16 protein-coding genes are annotated in these 18919 nt (G+C 58.6%); 6 read left to right on the top strand and 10 right to left on the bottom strand.

Annotated elements, in window-relative coordinates; all coding sequences use genetic code 11:
- Window positions 1-37 precede the first annotated feature (37 nt).
- The 4 genes from AC0L8N_RS07585 (at window position 38) to AC0L8N_RS07570 (ending at window position 5619) form a co-directional block, all read left to right on the top strand.
- Window positions 38-3052 carry a WD40/YVTN/BNR-like repeat-containing protein gene (locus tag AC0L8N_RS07585; RefSeq protein WP_473666998.1) on the top strand — a complete coding sequence of 1005 codons (3015 nt, stop codon included), beginning with the start codon at window positions 38-40 and terminating at the stop codon, window positions 3050-3052.
- Between the two features lie 93 nt (window positions 3053-3145).
- The gene (locus AC0L8N_RS07580; RefSeq protein WP_473666997.1) at window positions 3146-3937 is read left to right on the top strand and encodes a glucosaminidase domain-containing protein; all 792 of its coding nucleotides are present in this window, start codon (window positions 3146-3148) and stop codon (window positions 3935-3937) included.
- Between the two features lie 2 nt (window positions 3938-3939).
- Window positions 3940-5037, top strand: a complete 1098-nt coding sequence (locus AC0L8N_RS07575) for a polysaccharide deacetylase family protein (protein WP_473666996.1) — start codon at window positions 3940-3942, stop codon at window positions 5035-5037.
- On the top strand, window positions 5038-5619 hold the full coding sequence (locus AC0L8N_RS07570) for a uracil-DNA glycosylase family protein (protein ID WP_473666995.1): 582 nt from the start codon (window positions 5038-5040) through the stop codon (window positions 5617-5619).
- 47 nt (window positions 5620-5666) lie between these two features.
- On the opposite strand, the gene AC0L8N_RS07565 is transcribed toward AC0L8N_RS07570, so the two are convergent.
- From AC0L8N_RS07565 to AC0L8N_RS07555, 3 genes are all read right to left on the bottom strand, one after another.
- Window positions 5667-5963: a MoaD/ThiS family protein gene (locus AC0L8N_RS07565; protein WP_473666994.1), complete on the bottom strand. Its 297-nt coding sequence runs from the start codon at window positions 5961-5963 to the stop codon at window positions 5667-5669.
- Window positions 5960-7147 (bottom strand): WD40/YVTN/BNR-like repeat-containing protein, encoded by a 1188-nt coding sequence (locus AC0L8N_RS07560; protein ID WP_473666993.1) that lies wholly within the window; start codon window positions 7145-7147, stop codon window positions 5960-5962. The genes AC0L8N_RS07565 and AC0L8N_RS07560 overlap by 4 nt, the downstream gene beginning before the upstream one ends.
- 233 nt (window positions 7148-7380) lie before the next feature.
- Window positions 7381-8472 carry a ThiF family adenylyltransferase gene (locus AC0L8N_RS07555; RefSeq protein WP_473666992.1) on the bottom strand — a complete coding sequence of 364 codons (1092 nt, stop codon included), beginning with the start codon at window positions 8470-8472 and terminating at the stop codon, window positions 7381-7383.
- Window positions 8473-8697: 225 nt separating this feature from the next.
- Between AC0L8N_RS07555 and AC0L8N_RS07550 the strand changes: the two genes are divergently transcribed.
- The gene (locus tag AC0L8N_RS07550) at window positions 8698-9150 is read left to right on the top strand and encodes a GNAT family N-acetyltransferase (RefSeq protein ID WP_473666991.1); all 453 of its coding nucleotides are present in this window, start codon (window positions 8698-8700) and stop codon (window positions 9148-9150) included.
- A 48-nt stretch (window positions 9151-9198) separates the two neighbouring features.
- Here the strand turns inward: AC0L8N_RS07550 and AC0L8N_RS07545 are convergent, their stop codons facing one another.
- From AC0L8N_RS07545 to AC0L8N_RS07535, 3 genes are all read right to left on the bottom strand, one after another.
- Window positions 9199-10263: a hypothetical protein gene (locus tag AC0L8N_RS07545; RefSeq protein WP_473666990.1), complete on the bottom strand. Its 1065-nt coding sequence runs from the start codon at window positions 10261-10263 to the stop codon at window positions 9199-9201.
- Window positions 10260-10715, bottom strand: a complete 456-nt coding sequence (locus AC0L8N_RS07540) for a hypothetical protein (protein ID WP_473666988.1) — start codon at window positions 10713-10715, stop codon at window positions 10260-10262. Before AC0L8N_RS07540 ends, AC0L8N_RS07545 begins: the two co-directional genes overlap by 4 nt.
- Before the next feature lie 183 nt (window positions 10716-10898).
- Complete coding sequence (locus AC0L8N_RS07535) at window positions 10899-11744, bottom strand: hypothetical protein (RefSeq protein WP_473666987.1); 846 nt, start codon at window positions 11742-11744, stop codon at window positions 10899-10901.
- Between the two features lie 233 nt (window positions 11745-11977).
- Here AC0L8N_RS07535 and AC0L8N_RS07530 point away from each other — a divergent pair, with 233 nt between their 5' ends.
- Window positions 11978-12691 carry a FadR/GntR family transcriptional regulator gene (locus tag AC0L8N_RS07530; protein ID WP_473666986.1) on the top strand — a complete coding sequence of 238 codons (714 nt, stop codon included), beginning with the start codon at window positions 11978-11980 and terminating at the stop codon, window positions 12689-12691.
- Between the two features lie 50 nt (window positions 12692-12741).
- Here the strand turns inward: AC0L8N_RS07530 and AC0L8N_RS07525 are convergent, their stop codons facing one another.
- From AC0L8N_RS07525 to AC0L8N_RS07510, 4 genes are all read right to left on the bottom strand, one after another.
- Window positions 12742-14181 (bottom strand): alkaline phosphatase D family protein, encoded by a 1440-nt coding sequence (locus AC0L8N_RS07525; RefSeq protein ID WP_473666985.1) that lies wholly within the window; start codon window positions 14179-14181, stop codon window positions 12742-12744.
- 14 nt (window positions 14182-14195) lie between these two features.
- Window positions 14196-15554 carry a GntP family permease gene (locus AC0L8N_RS07520; protein WP_473666983.1) on the bottom strand — a complete coding sequence of 453 codons (1359 nt, stop codon included), beginning with the start codon at window positions 15552-15554 and terminating at the stop codon, window positions 14196-14198.
- A gap of 76 nt (window positions 15555-15630) precedes the next feature.
- Window positions 15631-17574 carry a PhoX family protein gene (locus tag AC0L8N_RS07515; RefSeq protein WP_473666982.1) on the bottom strand — a complete coding sequence of 648 codons (1944 nt, stop codon included), beginning with the start codon at window positions 17572-17574 and terminating at the stop codon, window positions 15631-15633.
- Between the two features lie 5 nt (window positions 17575-17579).
- Window positions 17580-18887 carry a glycerate kinase type-2 family protein gene (locus AC0L8N_RS07510; RefSeq protein WP_473666981.1) on the bottom strand — a complete coding sequence of 436 codons (1308 nt, stop codon included), beginning with the start codon at window positions 18885-18887 and terminating at the stop codon, window positions 17580-17582.
- Window positions 18888-18919: the final 32 nt, after the last annotated feature.

Raw genomic sequence — 18919 nt, 5'->3', positions numbered from 1 at the left:
CCTCATGGCACCTTGCGGCACTACAGATTGAGTAGCTATGAAATTGAAACTGCCATTCGCCCTGTTAGCGGCGTTGTTGCTGATCACGGAATTTGCCAGCGCACAAGCATTCGATAGTTTTCAGTACCGCAATCTCGGACCGACACGTGGCGGGCGGGTAACCGCTGTAGCTGGCGCCGTCGCTGCACCAGGTACGTTCTACCTTGGTGGCTCCGGCGCGGGCGTATGGAAGACCGACGACTATGGCGAAACCTGGAAGCCGGTGTCGGATGGCTATTTTGCATCGCCATCAATCGGCGACATCGCCGTTGCGCAAAACGATGCCAACATTGTCTACGTGGGTACCGGCTCAGATGGCTTGCGCAGCAATGTGATAGTGGGCAAGGGCATGTACAAATCGGTCGATGGCGGCGAGACCTGGGTGCACATTGGTCTGGAGAATACCGGCCACATTGGTGCTGTGGAGATTGATCCGCGCAATCACAATACAGTCTGGGTGGCTGCCATCGGTCAGGCTTTCAACGCCAATGAAGAACGTGGCATTTACAAAACCACGGACGGCGGCAAGAACTGGGAGAAGGTGCTGCAGCATTCCACGACGACGGGCTTCGCCGACGTCGAACTGCTGCCGGGTAACCCGGATATCGTTTTTGCAGCGGCATGGAAAGCGCAACGCACGCCCTGGACGATCATCAGCGGCGGAGCGGCTGAGACCGGCGGTATCTGGAAGTCGGTCGATGGCGGGGAAAACTGGAACAAAATCACCAGCGGCCTGCCTGCCGGGTTGATTGGCAAAATCGATTTCGCCATCAGTGCGTCGGATACCAGCATTGTGTACGCACTCATTGAGGCGCCCGGTGACGAAGGCGGTTTGTACAAATCGGTGGATCAAGGGGAGTCGTTCAAGCAGGTCTCGAGTGAGAGCGGTATACGCACAAGACCGTTCTATTACGGCAATCTGGATGTCGACCCGCAAGACGCGAACGTGTTGTACGCGATGGCGACCGGATACCTGAAGTCCATTGATGGCGGTGAGAGCTGGACGCGCCTGCGGCCGCCGCACGGTGACAACCACGACATGTGGATCGATCCGAATAACCCTCGGCTCTTTATTCAGGCCAATGACGGCGGTGCGAATGTTACCTGGAACGGCGGCAAGACCTGGTCCACGCAGTTCAATCAACCGACGGTTGAGGTCTACCAGGTCGAAGTAGACGACCAGTACCCGTACTGGCTGTACGGTGGGCAGCAAGACAATGGCACGACCATCGCCGTGCCAAGTCAGGCACCGGGCCCGACGCAGAGCAAGCTCGGCTGGCTGCTGCATACCGGCGGCTGCGAAACCGGCCCTGCCGTGCCAAAGCCGGGTAATCACAACATCGTCTATGCCAACTGCAAGGGCCGTTTCGGTGTCTATGACAAACGGACGGGGCAGGAGAAGGCTTACTACGTCGGTGCGGCCAACATGTACGGCCACAATCCGAAGGATCTGCGCTACCGCTTTCAGCGCGTGTCGCCCATCCATGTTTCGCCGCACGATCCGGACGTTGTTTATCACGGCTCGCAATTCGTGCATCGCACGACTGACGATGGCATTACCTGGGAGACGATCTCACCGGATCTGACGGCTAACGAAGCGGATAAACAAGTTATTTCCGGCAGCCCGATCACACGCGACATCACGGGCGAAGAGTTCTACAGCACGCTGTACTCATTGCGCGAGTCGCCGCTGCAGGCAGGCGTAATCTGGACCGGCGCCAATGACGGGCCGGTGTTCGTGACCCGTGACAACGGCGAAAACTGGCAGGACGTGACGCCACGCATGCCGAAAGGCGGCCGCGTGGATTCCGTCGAACCGTCACCACACGATGCGGCGACAGCGTACGTTTCGGTGCTGCGTTACCAGCTTGGCGACTGGCAGCCTTATATCTACAAGACAAATAACTTCGGCCAGCGCTGGACGCTGTTGACCGACGGCACGAACGGCATTCCGGCGGATTACCCCGTCCGTGTCGTGCGTGAAGATCCGGTACGGCCCGGGCTGCTTTACGCAGGCACTGAGTTCGGCATGTTCATTTCACTGGACGATGGCGAAAGCTGGCAGTCGTTTCAGCAGAATCTGCCGGTAACACCGGTGACGGATATCAAGCTGCACCGGGGCGATCTGGTGCTGTCGACGATGGGCCGTGGGTTCTGGCTGCTCGACAACGTGACAACCTTGCGGCAGGCAGATTTCGAGTTGGCCGACGAGGCCGTCACGCTTTTTCAGCCGAAGGACACGTACCGATACCGGCATTCCTACAGTGATGACTCCGGCGTTCCGGAGTACCCACGACCGGCTGTTGTAATTGATTACTACCTGCCGGCGGCGGACGACGATGTGCGTCTCGATATCCTCGACATGAGTGGTCGGGTCTTGAATTCGTATCGCGCTGCGGATGGCGAAGCAACCGACGAGGCCGGTGAATCGCGTGACATGGCCAGCAATGAAGTTGACTACGTGGTGGACGAAACCTTGTCGGCGAACAAAGGGATGAACCGTTTTCGCTGGGATATGACGCACCGTGGTGCCTGGCACAAAGACGTCAAACGCCGTTACCGCAACGGACCGATGGCGGCACCGGGCCGCTATCGGGTGCGGCTCACCGTGGGTTCGGCAGCAACTGAACACGCGTTCGAGTTGCTGGCTGATCCCCGCGTACTGGAGTTTGGTACGGCACTGACTGATATCGAGGATCAGGTCACGCTGCAGTTGCAGATTCTGGCGCTGCTTGATGATGTGCGCCGACTGGAAGCTAGACTCAGTGATGAGTTGGACCGGTTGACCGCGCGCGGCAATGCGAACGAGACCCGACGGAAGCAACTGCAGGCGGCGCTTGCGTTGCTGAAGACGGAAGAGGGCATCTACATGCAGCCAAGACTTGTTGATCAGGTTGCGTATCTCTACGGCGTGCTGGACGACGCGGATCAGCGACCTGGCGCGGACGCCATTGAGCGTTATTACCGGCTGGCCGAAGAAAGAGACGCCGTGCGCGCGATGTTGGCTGAGTGATTCGACCGGCGTGGTTGGGCCTGGCTCGTGCCATCCTGGTGATGTTGTGCCGGTGTCGTAATCGAGTTTCGCTGCCGAAACAGGAAAACCTGGATGGATAAAGACGGAATTCAGATAAAGACACGCTACGCACTTATTTCGGCGCTCGCCGTTTTTGTCGTCGGCGGCTTGCTGTTATTCCGCGTTGAACTCCCGCACGTTGGCGAGCAATCATTACCCGACTTGCCGGTGGACGACATCGCCGCGCGCAAAGCGGCTTTCTTTGCGTTTCTAAAACCGATTGTTCGTCACCACAATAGTCGCATCCGCAATGATCGCGCGTGGCTGGTGGCGCTGGGTGACACAAAGTCAATGAGCTTCTTCGAGCGCCGCCGGTACGCGGCACTTGCCGGGCGCCACGGCGTTGATCTGGAAGCGCTGTCGGCGGACGAGGCCCGGCAATTGCTGCTGCGCCGGGTTGATGTCATCCCGGAAGCGTTGGTGCTTGTGCAAGCGGCGAAAGAGTCCGGCTGGGGTCGTTCGCGGTTTGCCCGCAACGGTAATGCACTGTTCGGCGAATGGTGTTTCTCGCGCGGTTGCGGCATGGTGCCGTCCAATCGTGCCAGCGGTCGCAGCCACGAGGTTCGGCGTTTCGAAAGTGTGCACGACGCCGTTGCCAGTTACATGGACAACCTGAACAGTCATCGCAGTTACCTTGAGCTGCGTGTAGCGCGCGAAACTATGCGAGCGAACGGCGAAAAGCTGTCAGCCTTGCACCTCGCGGAGCATTTGACGGAGTATTCAGAACGGCGCGACGCGTACGTTCGGGAAGTGAAGGCGATGATTCTGCAGAACAACCTAGAACCCGATCAGTCTGAAACGACAACTGGTCGTTCAGGGCCGTGATCGTGAATTGTGAGCGTATCGTTTCGCCGTTGAACGCGGCAGTCTGCCTGGCTCTTGTCTTGTTGCTCTATACCAGTGTTGCATTGTCGCAAAGTGATGACGAAGGCCTGGTCGACGATCACGTGGTCATTCTGCTGTACCACCACGTAGCGACCGGCACACCCGCAAGTACCAGCGTGACGCCGGACATGTTCGCTGCTCACCTCCGCTTTCTCCGTGAGGAAAGTTACGTCGTGTTGCCGCTGGATGAAGTGCTCTGGCGTTTGACCAAGGGCAAACCCTTCCCGAAGAACAGCGTAGCGATAACGTTCGATGATGCCTACGTGTCAGTGTTTGAGGAAGCATGGCCGTTGCTGCGGGAACACGATTACCCGTTCACGGTCTTCGTCAGTACCGACTACATCGATCGCGACTTCTCTGCGTACATGGACTGGAAGCAGTTGCGGACACTGGCGGACAGCGGTGCGCAGATTGCGAATCACGGGGTGGTCCACGGATCGGCGCTGGCGTTGCTACCTGGCGGTTCTGCAGACGACAGACTGGAGCACTTTCTGCGGGACGCAAAGCAGGCCGAAGAGCGCATACGCGCCGAAGTGGGGGTGGCACCGCGGGTGTACGCCTGGCCGTACGGTGAGTTCAATGACGAAGTCGAACAGGGTCTTGCTGATCTCGGTTGGTACGGCCTTGGGCAGCAGTCCGGCGCGGCGGGGCAGTCTTCGTCATTGACAGCGGTGCCGCGTTTTCCAATGTCGACGGCACATGCGGGCATGACGGCGTTCGCGGAACGGGTTAACTCTGAACCGCTACCGGTCAAGCTGCGGAATCCACCGCCGAGATTAAGAGATAACGATGCGCCACCGTCTTTGCAGTTGTTTATGGACGATCCCCGTTTCAATATCGAGCAACTGAGTTGCTTCAACAACAGTGGCGAGCGGTTGTCCATGCAGCGTTTGGGTCAGCACAGTGTCGAGGTTCGGGCCGCTGCGTCGTTGCCGCCCGGTCGCAGCAAGTACACCTGCACCGCACCGCACATGTCGAAAAAGGGCGTGTACGGCTGGTACAGCCACCTCTGGATTCGGGGTGCTGAAGGTAGCGACTGAATGCCAGGCTTCGACAAATTACTGAAAGAAGTGCGCGCCTGTACGATCTGCAAAGCGCACTTGCCGCACGGTACGCGGCCGGTGTTGCAGGCTGACAAAGCGGCGCGAATATTGATCGCGGGGCAGGCGCCGGGCAAGCGTGTGCACGAATCCGGCGTGCCGTTCGACGACGCCAGCGGTGATCGCTTGCGTGAATGGATGGGTATCGACCGCGAGACTTTCTATGACGAGAGCAGGATTGCCATTCTGCCAATGGGCTTTTGCTATCCCGGCACTGGCAAGTCGGGTGACCTGCCACCGCGTCCGGAATGCGCACCGGCGTGGCGCAAGCCGTTACTGCAGGCTCTCGGCAATATTCGCCTGACATTGGTGATTGGCCAATACGCGCAGGCCTGGCATCTCGACGCGACGCAGAAAAACCTGACCGAAACGGTGCGGCACTGGCGGGATTACGGAACGGCTGTTATTCCGCTGCCGCACCCCAGCCCGCGCAACAACATCTGGCTAAAGAAGAACCCGTGGTTCCAGTCCGAACTGCAGCCGCAGCTGGCGCGCGCAGTGACCAAGGCACTGAGGCACTGATATTGCGGCGGCCGCTCGCGTCCGGTGCTGGCCGACTCCTTCTGGTACTAGCCTCCCGATATTGCGCCAACGATCATAAACGGAGTATCGCCATTGGTAATCGCTGCGGGCAGCGGTTCGTCCGGTGAGTCGTGCGTGATGTCCTCCTGGACAGCGAAGAACCGCACGCGCGGGCGTCGCTCACGGCTGACGTGATCGCGAACGGTGCCGCACAGCATCGGGAACTTCGCTTCGAGCGCGTCCAGTATGCTGTTGGTGGTAACGGGGGCGGCGACCTCGAGTAGCACCTCGCCATCCACGTTGGCCAGGGTCCGCAAGTGCAGCGGCATGCTTACACGAATCATGGAATGGTTTGCACTTCGACAGAGAGTACGGCGGGCAGGTCGCGCACGATCGGTGCCCAGCTGTCGCCGTCATCCGCTGAGGCGTACACCTGGCCGCCGGTTGTGCCGAAGTAAACGCCGCACGGTGTTGCGGTATCAACTGCCATCGCATCACGGAGGACATTCACGTAGCAGTGCTCCTGCGGCAAACCTTTCGTCAGTGCTTCCCAGTCTTCTCCACCGGAGCGGCTGCGATACACGCGCAGTTTGCCCTCGGGCGGGTAATGCAGCGAGTCACTCTCGATGGGTACGACGTAAATCGTCTCCGGTTCGTGTGAGTGCACGGCGATGGGGAAGCCAAAGTCGCTCGGCAGGTTGCCACTGACTTCGCGCCAGGTATCGCCCGCGTCGTCGCTGCGCATGACGTCCCAGTGCTTTTGCATGAACAGTATGTTCGGGTTGGTTGGATGTATCGCAACGCGGTGCACACAGTGGCCAACTTCCGCCGTCGGGTCCGGGATGTATTCGGAATGCAGGCCCTTGTTTATCGCTTTCCAGGTCTTGCCGCCGTCGTCGGAGCGAAATGCACCGGCGGCAGAGATTGCACAGAAAATACGCTGCTTGTTGGCCGGGTCGAGCACGATCGTGTGCAGGCACATGCCGCCGGCACCGGGACTCCAGCCAGCGCCGGTATCGTGACCGCGCAGGCCGGCGAGCTCGTGCCAGGTCTTGCCGCCGTTAGTGGTTTTGAACAAGGCGGCGTCTTCAACGCCGGCATAACAGGTATCGATATCGTCCAGTGACGGTTCCAGGTGCCAGACACGGGCGAACTCCCACGGGTGCTGAGTGCCGTCGTACCACTGATGGGTGGTTAGTGGCTTGCCGGTTTCTGCCGACGTGTCATAAACAAACTTGTTGCTCTCGCCCTTCGGCATGCCGTGGTCGTTGGTTTTTGGCTCGTCGCTTTCGCTGCCGGGTTGCACCCAGGTTTTGCCGCCGTCATCCGAACGCTGGATGATCTGACCAAACCAGCTGGATGTTTGTGAGGCGAAAATACGGTTGGGATCGAGTGGTGAACCCTTCATGTGGTAAATCTCCCAGCCGGCAAAGTGAGGGCCATCGACGGACCATTTCTTGCGTGCGGCATCGGAGGTGAGGATAAAAGCCCCTTTTCTTGTGCCTACCAGAACCCTGATTGCAGTCACGATAATTCCCCCTGTCATTGGAACGCTGTACACGTTGTCGTCTGTGCGCCGTCGAAATCGACACCAATGCTCAGAAAAAACAGCGCGGTGTCTCGTCCGCGGGTCTGATCCTGCGTGGACCCGAACGCTCACTCTCGAGTCTACCCAAGTCTTTAGCTGGGTTTATGCCGGTCTGCCATAAACAGGCTACCGATCAGTCCGCTCTGTGCCATGACTCCAGGGTACGAGCGGGCTTAACTGCCCACGTACTTCGCGTACACACTCCGCGCAACGCTGGCGTCGTCCGTGCCTTTTACTATCGCGCGGCCGTCGTTGAACACTGTCAGTTCGTAAGTATTGTCACTGATGGTTGCCCGCAGCATGAATTCGTTCACGACTACATGGCCGTGCGCTTTGAGGCGGTGGGCCATGTCTTCAAGATTCACCCGGCCCTTATTCTGCCGATGAGTAAGCTGTACCGCATTGCGACCGCACAGAGCCGTACTGCGCGAACCGGCTTTGCCATCAAGAAACTCAAACGATCGTTGCCGGCAGGCGGGGCAGTTGCCGTTGTCGCGTGCCTTGCCGACCTTGAGCTGGGTAATTGCGTTGGTCCAGATGTCGACGTTCAGCATCGTGCGTGAGACCGCCGCAAAATTGCCGGTCAGGACTTTGATGGCTTCCGCACTCTGGAAATTGGCGATGACCGAAACAATGGGGCCAAGCACCCCGATGGTGTCGCAGGTCGGGCTTGTCCCGGGTGCCGGCGCTTCTTCAAACAGGCAGCGAAAACACGGGCTCGCCAGGTTCCCCGTAGCCGTTTGCTCCCAGGCGCTGTTGCCGTTCGCCGTGTGCGGCAGGACGGCCAGGCTCATGCCCGTGGTGCCGACGGCGCCGCCGTACATATAGGGAATACCATGCTTTACCGCGCAGTCGTTGGCGAGGTAACGGGTTTCAAAATTATCGAGACCATCAATGATGATGTCCGCGTCGCTTGCAAAGCGCTCGATGTTACTGTGATTGATGTCGTCAACGATGGCGGTGACCGTGACTTGCGAATTGATTTTCGCAAGCTTGCGCCGTGCGGCTTCTGCTTTCGGTAATGCGTCAGCAGCGTCCTGCTCGTCAAACAATACCTGGCGTTGCAGGTTGGTGAGCTCGATAAAATCCCGGTCCACGATGATCAGGTGGCCGACGCCAGCGCGCGCCAGCATGTCTGCTGACACGGTACCGAGCGCGCCGCAACCCAGGATCAGGGCGGTCGAACCCAGCAGGCGGCGCTGTCCGTCTTCGCCGATGCCGGGCAGCAGCATTTGCCGGTGATAGCGGGCGAGCTCTTGTGTCATCAGGGCTTCCGGTTGGCGGAGATCGACAGTATCCGGTCACCATTAGTCGTCGCAGGGTGGCCGGATTCGACGCGAAGCGGACATTCTACTGGATTGCCCGGCATTGCTCAGCCGGGATATGACGGCGAATCCGCGCCACATCGGTACAATCGGCCAGTCCATGCCGCTACCCGGGCTGTACCTACCGGCCGGAATGCACTCAACTCGAACAGGGACTGACAGCGAATGACCAACAACGCGGGAAAGACACACACAGAGGTGCGAATTGCAGAGACCGATGCCGAGATCATGGCATGTCTGGATTGCCTGAAATTCCTGCGCCCGCATCTTGAAGCGGAAACGTTCGTCGAGACGGTTCGCGGGATGGAGGAGAACGGCTTCAATCTCGCCTATATCGAGGAGAACCGGAAAGTGGCGGCGGTTGCGGGCTACCGCTTCATGCATACCCTGTTCGCTGGTGACACGATTTACGTTGACGACCTGGTCACTGACCCGTCACTGCGTTCACGAGGCTACGGGCATGTGCTGATAAGCTGGCTTCGGGAGTTTGCCATCGACGAAGGTTGCCAGATGTTGCACCTGGACTCCGGTGTACAGCGGGATCGTGCGCACAAGTTCTATTTTGCAGCGGGCTTTCACGTGAACTGCTTTCATTTCGCGATGGAGTTCGACGACTAGGCGCAGGAACTGCGGCACCGGCTGGATACGTTTGCGCGATCTACGCGGCTAGCAACCGCGTGACCAGAACCAGGTGGTTGCTTCGCCATTGACGCCAAAGGCCGGAATCCAGCCGGTTGCGCGTATGCCCGGCTTGTCGCCACTGCACACGTCACCCTTTAAAACGGTGACACGCAGGAATGGCATTCCACCGACCAGCATCATCTCGTGTACTTCGACCGGGTATTCGGCATCGTCATTGACGGCAACACGCGGGTCGCGGTAGGGCAGGCCAGCGCCCGGTTCCGGCCAGACGAAACCGGTCCACGCGTCCGTCAAATAGTTCAGGCGATTGATGGCCAGTTCCGGGTAGCTGAAAAACGTGCCGGTCTCGGCAGCTCTCACCCAGACGAACTGGCCGTCGGCCAGCTTCAGTCGGTACCAGTCGGGAATTGCCGCGTAGACAACTGTGCCGGGTTGTTCGTAACTGTACTCGCGACTTTCCAGCGCGCTGTAGTCGGCAATACGTGCGAGTGGTTCGAGCGTCGCGTCGGGCGCCGAATACACATTGACGTGTCCGCCGTGCGCGAGTGGCGCAAGATCCAGCAGGCCGATCAGCCGTTCGTTGTCCGCAGAATGTGGCTGCGGTGCATTGGCGGATACTTCGCGCAACACGTTCATCCCGGCGAGTCCGTTCAGCTGTTGCGCGACGAAGCGGGGCGGAACGTCCTGATAGCCTATCGGTTCTTCGCCATGAGCGGGTAGATGTACACGCGTGCCGTTGCAGCTATCGACGTGCAACGGGCTGCCGTCATTGTCGTCGCCGGGGTAGGCGAACAGCACGTAGATCGCGGATATCTCCGGGTGAATGCCGCAGCTTGCTGAATCGGTACTGGTGGTGACGGTCAGGCGACTGCCCGTTGGCCGCAGCGGTTTGCCTTTGTAACTCGGCCCGGCGAGATCGAAATGCAGATAGCGGAGCCCATCGCGTACTTCTGTTTCAACCAGTGCGCCGACTGCAACGGTGTCGGCGTCATCGAAATACTCGGCAAGATTGCGTTGCGCGCAACGACACGCATCGGCCGGTGCCGCGTACAGCAACAGGAGCGCGATCGCCGGAATCAGGCGAATCATCGGCGTGCTGCCAGCATGCCGATGATCATACCGATCAACATCGCGACGGGCGCCGCGATTGCGGGGCCCAGCAGAAACTCGATACCGTGCGGCCAACCGAGAAAGGTCCGCGCGGGCAGGAATTTTGGCCAATACTCGAGGTTCACGAACACCGTGACGAGCAGGATGGCCAATGAGCCGCCAAGTGCTACGGTGCCGCCGGAGTGTGCGAATTTGCCGAATCGCCGCCCGATCCAGATGATCAGCGTCAGCAAAAGCATAGGCGCTAGCGCCATCAGGCTGATAACCAGCAGGTTGGTGCGGTCGGTGGAGTACTGAGCGGCCAGCGCTTCGACCGTCGTGCCGATACCCATGCCGTTGGTGAGTGCTGCCAGGACGAAGACTATGGGCGCGGTGAAGAAAACGAGGTCGGCCATGATCAGCAGTATCCAGAAGGGTTTGTTTGATAACATTCCGTAGCTCCCGTTGCTGATAATCAACCCGCAGCAAAGTTTACCGTCCGAATGGGAAAAAAGGCGAATTCGCTCCCGGGCGTAATGCCCGGGAGGGTAGGCTGAATCCGCGATTTGCTGCTGGTACCCGCAATATCGGTACCAAGCGGCGCGTATGCGCCAGAGGGGTGAGCCGCTGTTGAGCTACTGCGTCGCGTGCGAGATTTCAGGCATGCCCACCTGCACTGCGATTCGTCCTTTCTTCTGAATCGCCCAGAGGACTCTGTCGTTTGTGGAGCGATCCCAGGCGATGCCCTGACCTTCCATGACAGGGATTTTCACTGTCGCGATCCACTGCAATACAGAGCCTGCTTCCGGTATGCGCATAACGTAGGCCTCTCCGTGATCGTGCCCGGTAAGATACAGCAAGCCATCCGGGCCCCAGGACCCGCCGGAATTGCTCATTGGGCTTAAACGCTCGAGTATGCCGTCAGGAATGACCCACGATTGCAGCACACTAAAACGATCATCCATCTGTACGACCTGTGTGCGTCGTGTGTGGCCGTACGGTTCGGTCTCGCCTTTGTGAATCCTGTCGTAATTGGCGAAAGCACCCCACCAGTAGCCGTCATGGCGATCCAACCAGGTGAACGAACCGCGATAGATGCCGAAGCTGTGAGTGGCTACGTGTTTTAACGTTGCCGCATCCCAGACCTCTACGGAACTGGTCATTGGCCAGATTGGGTAGTTAGAGTGAGCGGCGTACAAGCGGCCTTCGTGCTCGGACAGGCTGTCCAGATGGATCAACGGATCGCCTTTGGCACTACCGGCCCAGCGTAGCACTTCGGCGCCGTCTATCTTTGAGTGCTTGGTGATACTGAAATTATTGGTCGCGTAAAAGTATCCGGCGTCAACGGCAATACCTTGCCGCGCATCCGCTGCCCCGAAGCGGGCAAGCAACTCTGCCTGATAGACCGGCACTTCGTCCGCAAGCGGAGCAGCAATACCCGCGAACAAACACAATATGAGAATTCCCACCTGACGTTTCATTTCTTTCTCCAACTGATCGCGTAAACGGTCTGACTATAGTGAATTGCCATGCTGGCAAGACTGACGTTCGACTGGCAATTGTGCTGCTAGAACCGATATTCTGCTGTTACCGCGCCCGCAGTGAATTTCTTGCTAGGTATGCGGTGACCGCAGCCGTACAATTCACAGTATTCCTGATCACATCAACAGCCCGAGCGTATGCTTTCGGGCGTTTCATTACCGCGGACCGGGCGTTGTCTACAAGACGATACAAAATAGTTGCTGACGCTATCGCCGAGAAGATCTACTCGGGCGAATACCGTATTGGCCAGCGCCTGCCCACAGAGCGCGAGCTGGCCGAGCAATTCGAAACCAGCCGACCCATGATTCGCGAGGCGCTTATTGCTCTCGAGCTTTATGGCTTGATTCTGGTGCGGCAGGGTGCAGGAATTTACGTGCAGGCTTGGCAAAATCAGCCGTTGCGCGTGAATATCTTCGACCGCGGAGTCAGCCCTTTCGAGTTGCTCGACGCGCGTCGAATGATCGAAGGCGAGCTTGTCGCTGCCGCTGCAGCGATCATTACCGATCGTGAACTCTTGGCCCTTGAGCAGCTGATTCAAAAAATGAAAGACAGCTTCAATCAGCTTGAGACGTACGAGCAATACGACCGGGAGTTCCATGTCAAGATCGCCAAAGCGGCGCGCAATACGGCGCTCACCGCAGTTATCGACAGCCTTTGGGCATTGCATACCCGTGGCCAGTTGTGGAATCAGTTGCACCGTTTCATCCCCAGCCAGAAGTTGCACGGTGACCGGCTTGATGAGCATCGGGCCATCTACGATGCGTTGAAACGTCGCAATCCGGAAGATGCGCGAAGTGCAATGCACGAGCATCTTCAGCGTGCCCGAGAAACATTGATGGCGGCCGCAGATCGTCTGCAGGATCACCACTCAGCGGAAGGCAGCTAGAACGCAGGAAGCCGGTTGCGGAAGAGGGAAGTGCCTTCATCTGATCGGCTTCATTGAAAGTACGGCTCACCTTTGAGGAAGCGTTGATAGCGCCGCATCGACCTCCTGTCCATTTTCGTCGCCCAGCTTGATACGCCGTTTTGCAATTCCGAAGCACGTATTGTGAACGGCTCCCAGACGCTCGCGCCCATATAGCCGATGACATTAAAAGTTAGAGTTGGCTCTCCGGTCAGCTCAAAACTCATCAATCCAAAGTTGGTACTCCCGCCCCACGCCTGGCGTATGCGTAACTCAGGCCGTCGATTCAACCAGGAAGTTGTCGTAACCTGCGCGAGCGGCGATGAGACGAAGTCATACATGTCATAGCCGCCCTGTTCAGACCAGGGGATGGCGTTCAGTTCGGCAACGTGGGTATCGCCAGAAACCAGCACAACGCCACCAATTTTTTCCTGGCGGATGAATTCAAATAACTCGTTGCGTTCGTGCAGATAGGATGCCCAGCTGTCACCGCCTGGTCCTTTCGCGGCCGTCCAGCCACTGCCGCTTACCAGCACTTTGAAAGGGGCATTGCTGCGCGCGAGTCGCTCTTTTAGCCATTCTTTCTGGCGCTGGCCGAGCATGGTCTTTTGCGCGTGGTCAGGATCTTTGTTGGGGTCACGGTGGTAACGGCAATCAAGAAAGAAAAAATCCACGCCGCCATAGTTGTAGTCAAAAAACACGCCAGCGGTATCCGGCAGGCCGTAGGCGGGGTTGGCCCACACGTTCTTGAATACCCGCAATGCGTCTTGCTTTATCGGATTGTGGCGGTCGGAATTGTTGAAGCCAAAATCGTGGTCGTCCCAGATCGCGACTTGCGGAATTGAACTTGCGACATCCTGATAACTGGCAACTGAACGCTGGCGCAGGTACTCGTCGGCCATCGTGTCGAGGTCGGCACTGTCGTTGTAAATATTGTCGCCAGTCCAGAAGAACCAATCCGGGCGGTGCCGGTGTACGGCTTTCCAGATAAGTTGTTCATTGTCTTGCGCATAGCGTGCGCAAGAACCGAAGCCAACGCTGAATCGCTGCATGTCTGAGGCCAGAGCCGGTGTACGAAATTGCTGCAGGTGGCGATTCCCTGTGTAAGGGTCCGGTTTGCCGTTGATCAGCACCCGGTAATCGTACAGCGTGCCGGGGCTAAGGCCGGTTAGCGTAAAAACGCAGGAAAAATTGCTGTCGGAATTTGGCTGAATGATTTCCGTCAGGCGTGCATCGCTCGGGTTTGCAGCCGGACCGTAGGCAATCGAGAGCTGCAGCGCGTCGCTTGCCCGGCACCAGATTTTCATGCTGGTAGGCGTAACTGCGCCGGCAAAAGGACCCTGCAACAAGCGACCTGTACCGCGGACTTCGCCGGCCGCCAATGCGGGCCCGACGACCAGGCCTTGAGTTAACAGCCCGCCACCTACGCTCAGCAATGATAGGAATTCACGTTTTGTCAGTCGATAATTCATCGTTAGTAATCCTGCTAAGGAAGTAGAAACAAGCTGAGTATCCAAACCACAGCAGCTGCTGCGGTGCCCTCGACAAGTGTGCCAAGTGTTTGCAATTTGTAGCCTGTCTTCACATCCATTCCTGAAAACTGGGTAACCACCCAGAAGTAGCTGTCATTCGCGTGGCTAACCACCATTGAGCCCGCGCCGATGGCGATCACTGTCAGTGCGCGACCGCTTTCGCTGTCCAGTCCAAGGGCGACCATGAACGGCGCCATCAGGCTGGCCGTGGTAATGATTGCGACGGTTGACGAGCCTTGCGCTGTCTTCAGAACAGCAGCGAGTACAAACGGAATCACAACGCCGAGGCCGATTGTTTCAATGTAAGGTCCGAGAGCCGCGCCTATATCCGCGTTCTGCAGAACTTTGCCAAACGCGCCGCCTGCGGCCGTAATGATGATGATCGGTGCCGCAGCGGCGACGGCATCACCGAGCCAGCCGCCGGCCGACAGCATCTTGCGATCGAAACGTGACGGTAGTGTGAATGCGATGCCGACGCCAAGCAGTAAGGCCAGAACCGGGTGGCCGATAAAGTCGAGGGTTGCGTACAAGCTGCCGGTGCCAAACGGAGCAGACGGCAGTTGTGCAACCGAGCGCAGCAGGATTAGCACTATCGGCAGCAGTATCGGTGCGATGGAGGCGAGCACGCCAGGTGCGTCAGCGGCGCTTACCGTAATTTCGTCGGCCGCTAATTCCCCGGATTCGCTCGTTGCCGCCGGCTGGATATCCATCTTTGCGGCAACCCGGGTTGCGAACAGCCAGCCGGCAAACAATGCGACTAACGAAGCGACGACGCCCCACAGGATGACCAGGCCCAGATCAGCGTCGAGGATACCGGCGGCGGCCACCGGGCCGGGTGTCGGTGGGACCATCGTGTGGGTCGCATACAGGCCGAGACTGAGTGCGACAGCACCGGCGGCAACGCCAACACCTGCTTTGCGGGACAAGGCCTTGTTAAGAGGCGACAGAATGACGAAAGCGGTATCGCAATAGACCGGCATCGAAACTACATAGCCAACACCGCCCATGGCAGCGGGTATGTGTTTATCGCCGCAGCGCTTGATGATGCTTTCGGCGAGACGCAATGCGCCGCCGGATTTTTCGAGAAACACACCGATGATAGAGCCGGCCAGAATGACGATACCGATGGCACCGACTGTGCCGCCGAAACCGGCGCTGATGGCATCGATCACTGCCGTGCCGGACATGCCTGAACCCAGACCAAAGCCGAGTGCGGCCAGAATCAGAGCCAGGAACGGGTGCAATTGCAGGCGCGTCGTGGCCAGGACTATGAAGACAACGGATGCCAGTATCAGCAATAGGGTGTAAGCCATTTCAGGTCCTTTCCATTTCAGCCATGGTTCTTGCGGGCGCCTCTGCGCCGTTCAACGTTGGTGCTTGGGTCAGCGTCTAGCTGCCGATCACCTTGCCATCATTGCGGGTTATGGCGACGACCGATGGCCGCGGCGGCACTGCATCGTCGAAGTCGGGCCAGCGCGTGCTGGGGTTAAGGTACGTAGAACCCTTTTCGTCGGCCGGGTGTTGCACCGCGACGAACAGTGTCTTGCCATCCGGCGTAAAGCAGGGGCCGCATAATTCTCCGCCGCGTGGGCAACCAAAGAAGTGCCGGCTAACAGCGCGGTCTGGTCCGGCGGTCTGTGCCGCCCAGAGACCGTCGTGAAACCCGCATTGGTTGCTGCTGTCGGTAGCCATCCAGATACGGCCGTAGGGATCAAACGCGATGTTGTCCGGGTTGCAAAACCAGCCGTCGTCGCTGGTCCCCGCGCCGTACTGGCCACCGGCCTTACTGTTTTCGCCGGGCTCGCCGGCAAGAATGAAGATGTCCCAGCCAAAGTCCTGTGCTACGTGATCGCGCTGGCCGTCAACACCCGGAGGCAGGATTTCGACCACTTGTCCCCAGGCATTGTTGGCCCGCGAATTGACTGCATCGGTGCGTTTGCGATCCGTATTCTTCGTTAACATGACATAGGTTCGACCGGTCAGCGGATTGGTGTCGATGTCTTCCGGCCGGTCCATCGGTGTAGCGCCAAGCAGGTCCGCCGCGATTCGGCAATCGATCAACACATCGCCCTGATCGGCAAACCCGTTTGCCGGTGTCAACGGACCCTGACCGAAAATAAGCGGTAGCCAGCTGCCTGTGCCGTCGTCGTTGAAGCGTGCTGCGTACAGGATGCCGTCATCGAACAGTGCGCTGTTGCGTTTGCCGTTGTCACGCCGGTAATTGTCATTGCTGACGAATTTGTAAATGTACTCGCCGATGCCGTCGTCACCGGTGTAGGCGACCAGCGGCCGGCCTTCTTCCGTTACGATTGAGCAGCCCTCGTGCTCGCAGCGACCGAGGCCGGTATGTTTGACCGGTTCCGATTGTGGGTCGTAAGGGTCGAACTCCACCATCCAGCCGAAACGATTCGCTTCATGGGCTTCGTTGGCGAGGTGAAAGCGTTTGTGAAAGCGGTACCACTGACGACGTTCGTGATCGCCAAACCGGAAGCGGGTGTAGTTACGGACTTCTTTCGGATGACTGTCAGCCAATTCCTCGGGATGCCCGCCAAAGTTGTAGCGGAAGTTTTCTTCGGCGATGAGTACGGTACCCCACGGCGTCACGCCACCGGCGCAATTCCCCATGGTACCGAGTACATGGGTGCCGCTCGGGTCTGCGCTCGTACGCAGTCGCGCGTGACCCGCAGCAGGTCCGGACATGCGCATCGGCGTGTCCATCGTGATGCGACGATTAAAGCGCGATTCACTAACTAACGACCATCGACCGTCCTGCTTGCGAACTTCGATAACACTGTGGCCGTGGGCCGCCATCTCGATATCGACCTGCTCTTGGTCAATACCAACTGCGCTGTCGCGCCAACTGCGGTAGCCCGGGAACATCAAATAGGCGTTTGTGTACTCGTGATTCACGCACAACAAGCCACGCTGATCTTCGTCGTCGGGCGAGCGATCACCGGCGGGCAGTGGAAAGTAGGCGAGAAAATCATTGTTGTAGCCGAACTGCCGACTCTGTGCGGCGGCAGTTTGTGCGCTGGCGTCGAAGGTGCGGCCACCGGGCAAGATCGGGTCGCCCCATGACAGCAGCACTTCAGCGTCATAGCCGGCCGCGACGTGGTGATTGCTGTCCAGCATGTGTGGAATTTCGGTAAAGCTCAGTGGCGGCGGCGAGGCGATGTTGTTGTCGATGACACCGGCTGTGGAGCAGGCCGCTGTCAGCGTGCTGATGGTGGTGGCGGTAGCGCTGGCTGCCAGCAGCCCTTTCATAGCCTCGCGGCGCGTCATCCAGCGTGTGCAGATCGACGAGAAATCGTTGTCAGTATTGTCTTTGCTCACTGTGGCTATTGCTCCTGCTGTATCGGGCGCACGATGATCGCCCGGAAATCGCTTACATTGGTTCGAGTTGCACCAGTGACTACGAGGTCGCCCAGTGCATCGAAAAATGTGCCCGAATCATTGGCAGCAAGCGCGATTCCTGCATCGAGATTCAACCGTGCTGCTCGCTGCAATGTGGTTGGTGTAATTATCGCGCCGGCATTGTTGCCAACACCATCATAGCCGTCCGTATCGCAAGCCAGCGCGTAAATGTCGGCAGCGCCGTTTAATTCAACCGCTAGCGCGAGCAGAAATTCCGTGTTCGGGCCGCCGATTCCGGCTTTGTTGGCAACGTTCACTGTAACTTCGCCACCTGACAGAATTATTGCGGGGCGGCCGGTTTCTGCGAGTGTCTTCGCGAGCTTGGAGTGTTCAACGGCGGCCAGCCGCGCCTCGCCTTCAATAGCGTCGCCCAGCCCGTGAACCTCATAGCCGAGCGATGCGGCTTTGTCCGCTGCTGCGGCCAGCGCATTGTTCGGTTCGGCGATGATCTTGCATTGTCCTGTGTGATTGCTGCTGACACTGGCGGCCTTACCATTGCGCTCAATGTCTTCGAGAACAGCCGCCGGCAATTGCAACTTGTAACGAGCCAGGACGCGCAGGAAATCGTCGTAACTCTCCTTGCGCGGAACAGTTGGACCAGAGGCAATGAGTGAGGGGTCGTTGTTGACCACGTCCGAGATGATGAGCGTCTCGACCCGGGCCGGTGCGGCAGCAGCTGCGAGTTGGCCGCCCTTGATGCGGGACAACCATTTGCGGACTGTGTTCAGTTCATTGATTGAAGCGCTTGCCTGTAACAATTGCGCGGTAATGTCGCGCTTCATCTGTTTGCCAACGCTGTCGAGAGGCAGGGACCAGAGGGCGGAGCCACCACCGGACACCAGTACCAACACCAGATCATCCGCACTAAGGCCTTGCACCAGTTCAAGTGCCCGACGCGCCCCCAGCATGCTGTTCTCATCCGGAATGGGGTGGCCTGCCTCTATGACCTCGATGTCCGGGTTACTTATCGGGTGGTCGATGCCGTGGCCGTAGCGGGTGACGGCGAGACCTGACATCGGGCCCTGCCATCGTCGCGCGACCGTGTCAGCCATTGCTGAGGCCGCTTTGCCCACCGCAAGCAATACGGTGCGGCCCGGGGGTTCGGCCGGAAGGTGTGTGGGCAAAGTGAGCTCAGCCGACACAGCGCTGACCGCAACCTGGAAGAGCTCGCGAAGAAACGCCCGTTCCGGATCACCGTCCCCGGACTGGTTGAAAACAGCGGACACGTTCATTGTAAATAGCCTTGTAACAAAATGGTCATACC

This window comes from Woeseia sp. D3-10, assembly GCF_055809415.1.
This window is presented reverse-complemented; position numbering and strand designations above follow the sequence as displayed.

What these genes read in the sequence shown, in the direction of transcription:
- AC0L8N_RS07585 (WP_473666998.1), top strand. Translation starts at nt 38, where the DNA reads ATGAAATTGAAACTGCCATTCGCCCTGTTAGCGGCGTTGTTGCTGATC.
- AC0L8N_RS07580 (WP_473666997.1), top strand. Translation starts at nt 3,146, where the DNA reads ATGGATAAAGACGGAATTCAGATAAAGACACGCTACGCACTTATTTCG.
- AC0L8N_RS07570 (WP_473666995.1), top strand. Translation starts at nt 5,038, where the DNA reads ATGCCAGGCTTCGACAAATTACTGAAAGAAGTGCGCGCCTGTACGATC.
- AC0L8N_RS07565 (WP_473666994.1), bottom strand. Translation starts at nt 5,963, where the DNA reads ATGATTCGTGTAAGCATGCCGCTGCACTTGCGGACCCTGGCCAACGTG.
- AC0L8N_RS07555 (WP_473666992.1), bottom strand. Translation starts at nt 8,472, where the DNA reads ATGACACAAGAGCTCGCCCGCTATCACCGGCAAATGCTGCTGCCCGGC.
- AC0L8N_RS07550 (WP_473666991.1), top strand. Translation starts at nt 8,698, where the DNA reads ATGACCAACAACGCGGGAAAGACACACACAGAGGTGCGAATTGCAGAG.
- AC0L8N_RS07545 (WP_473666990.1), bottom strand. Translation starts at nt 10,263, where the DNA reads ATGATTCGCCTGATTCCGGCGATCGCGCTCCTGTTGCTGTACGCGGCA.
- AC0L8N_RS07540 (WP_473666988.1), bottom strand. Translation starts at nt 10,715, where the DNA reads ATGTTATCAAACAAACCCTTCTGGATACTGCTGATCATGGCCGACCTC.
- AC0L8N_RS07535 (WP_473666987.1), bottom strand. Translation starts at nt 11,744, where the DNA reads ATGAAACGTCAGGTGGGAATTCTCATATTGTGTTTGTTCGCGGGTATT.
- AC0L8N_RS07525 (WP_473666985.1), bottom strand. Translation starts at nt 14,181, where the DNA reads ATGAATTATCGACTGACAAAACGTGAATTCCTATCATTGCTGAGCGTA.
- AC0L8N_RS07520 (WP_473666983.1), bottom strand. Translation starts at nt 15,554, where the DNA reads ATGGCTTACACCCTATTGCTGATACTGGCATCCGTTGTCTTCATAGTC.
- AC0L8N_RS07510 (WP_473666981.1), bottom strand. Translation starts at nt 18,887, where the DNA reads ATGAACGTGTCCGCTGTTTTCAACCAGTCCGGGGACGGTGATCCGGAA.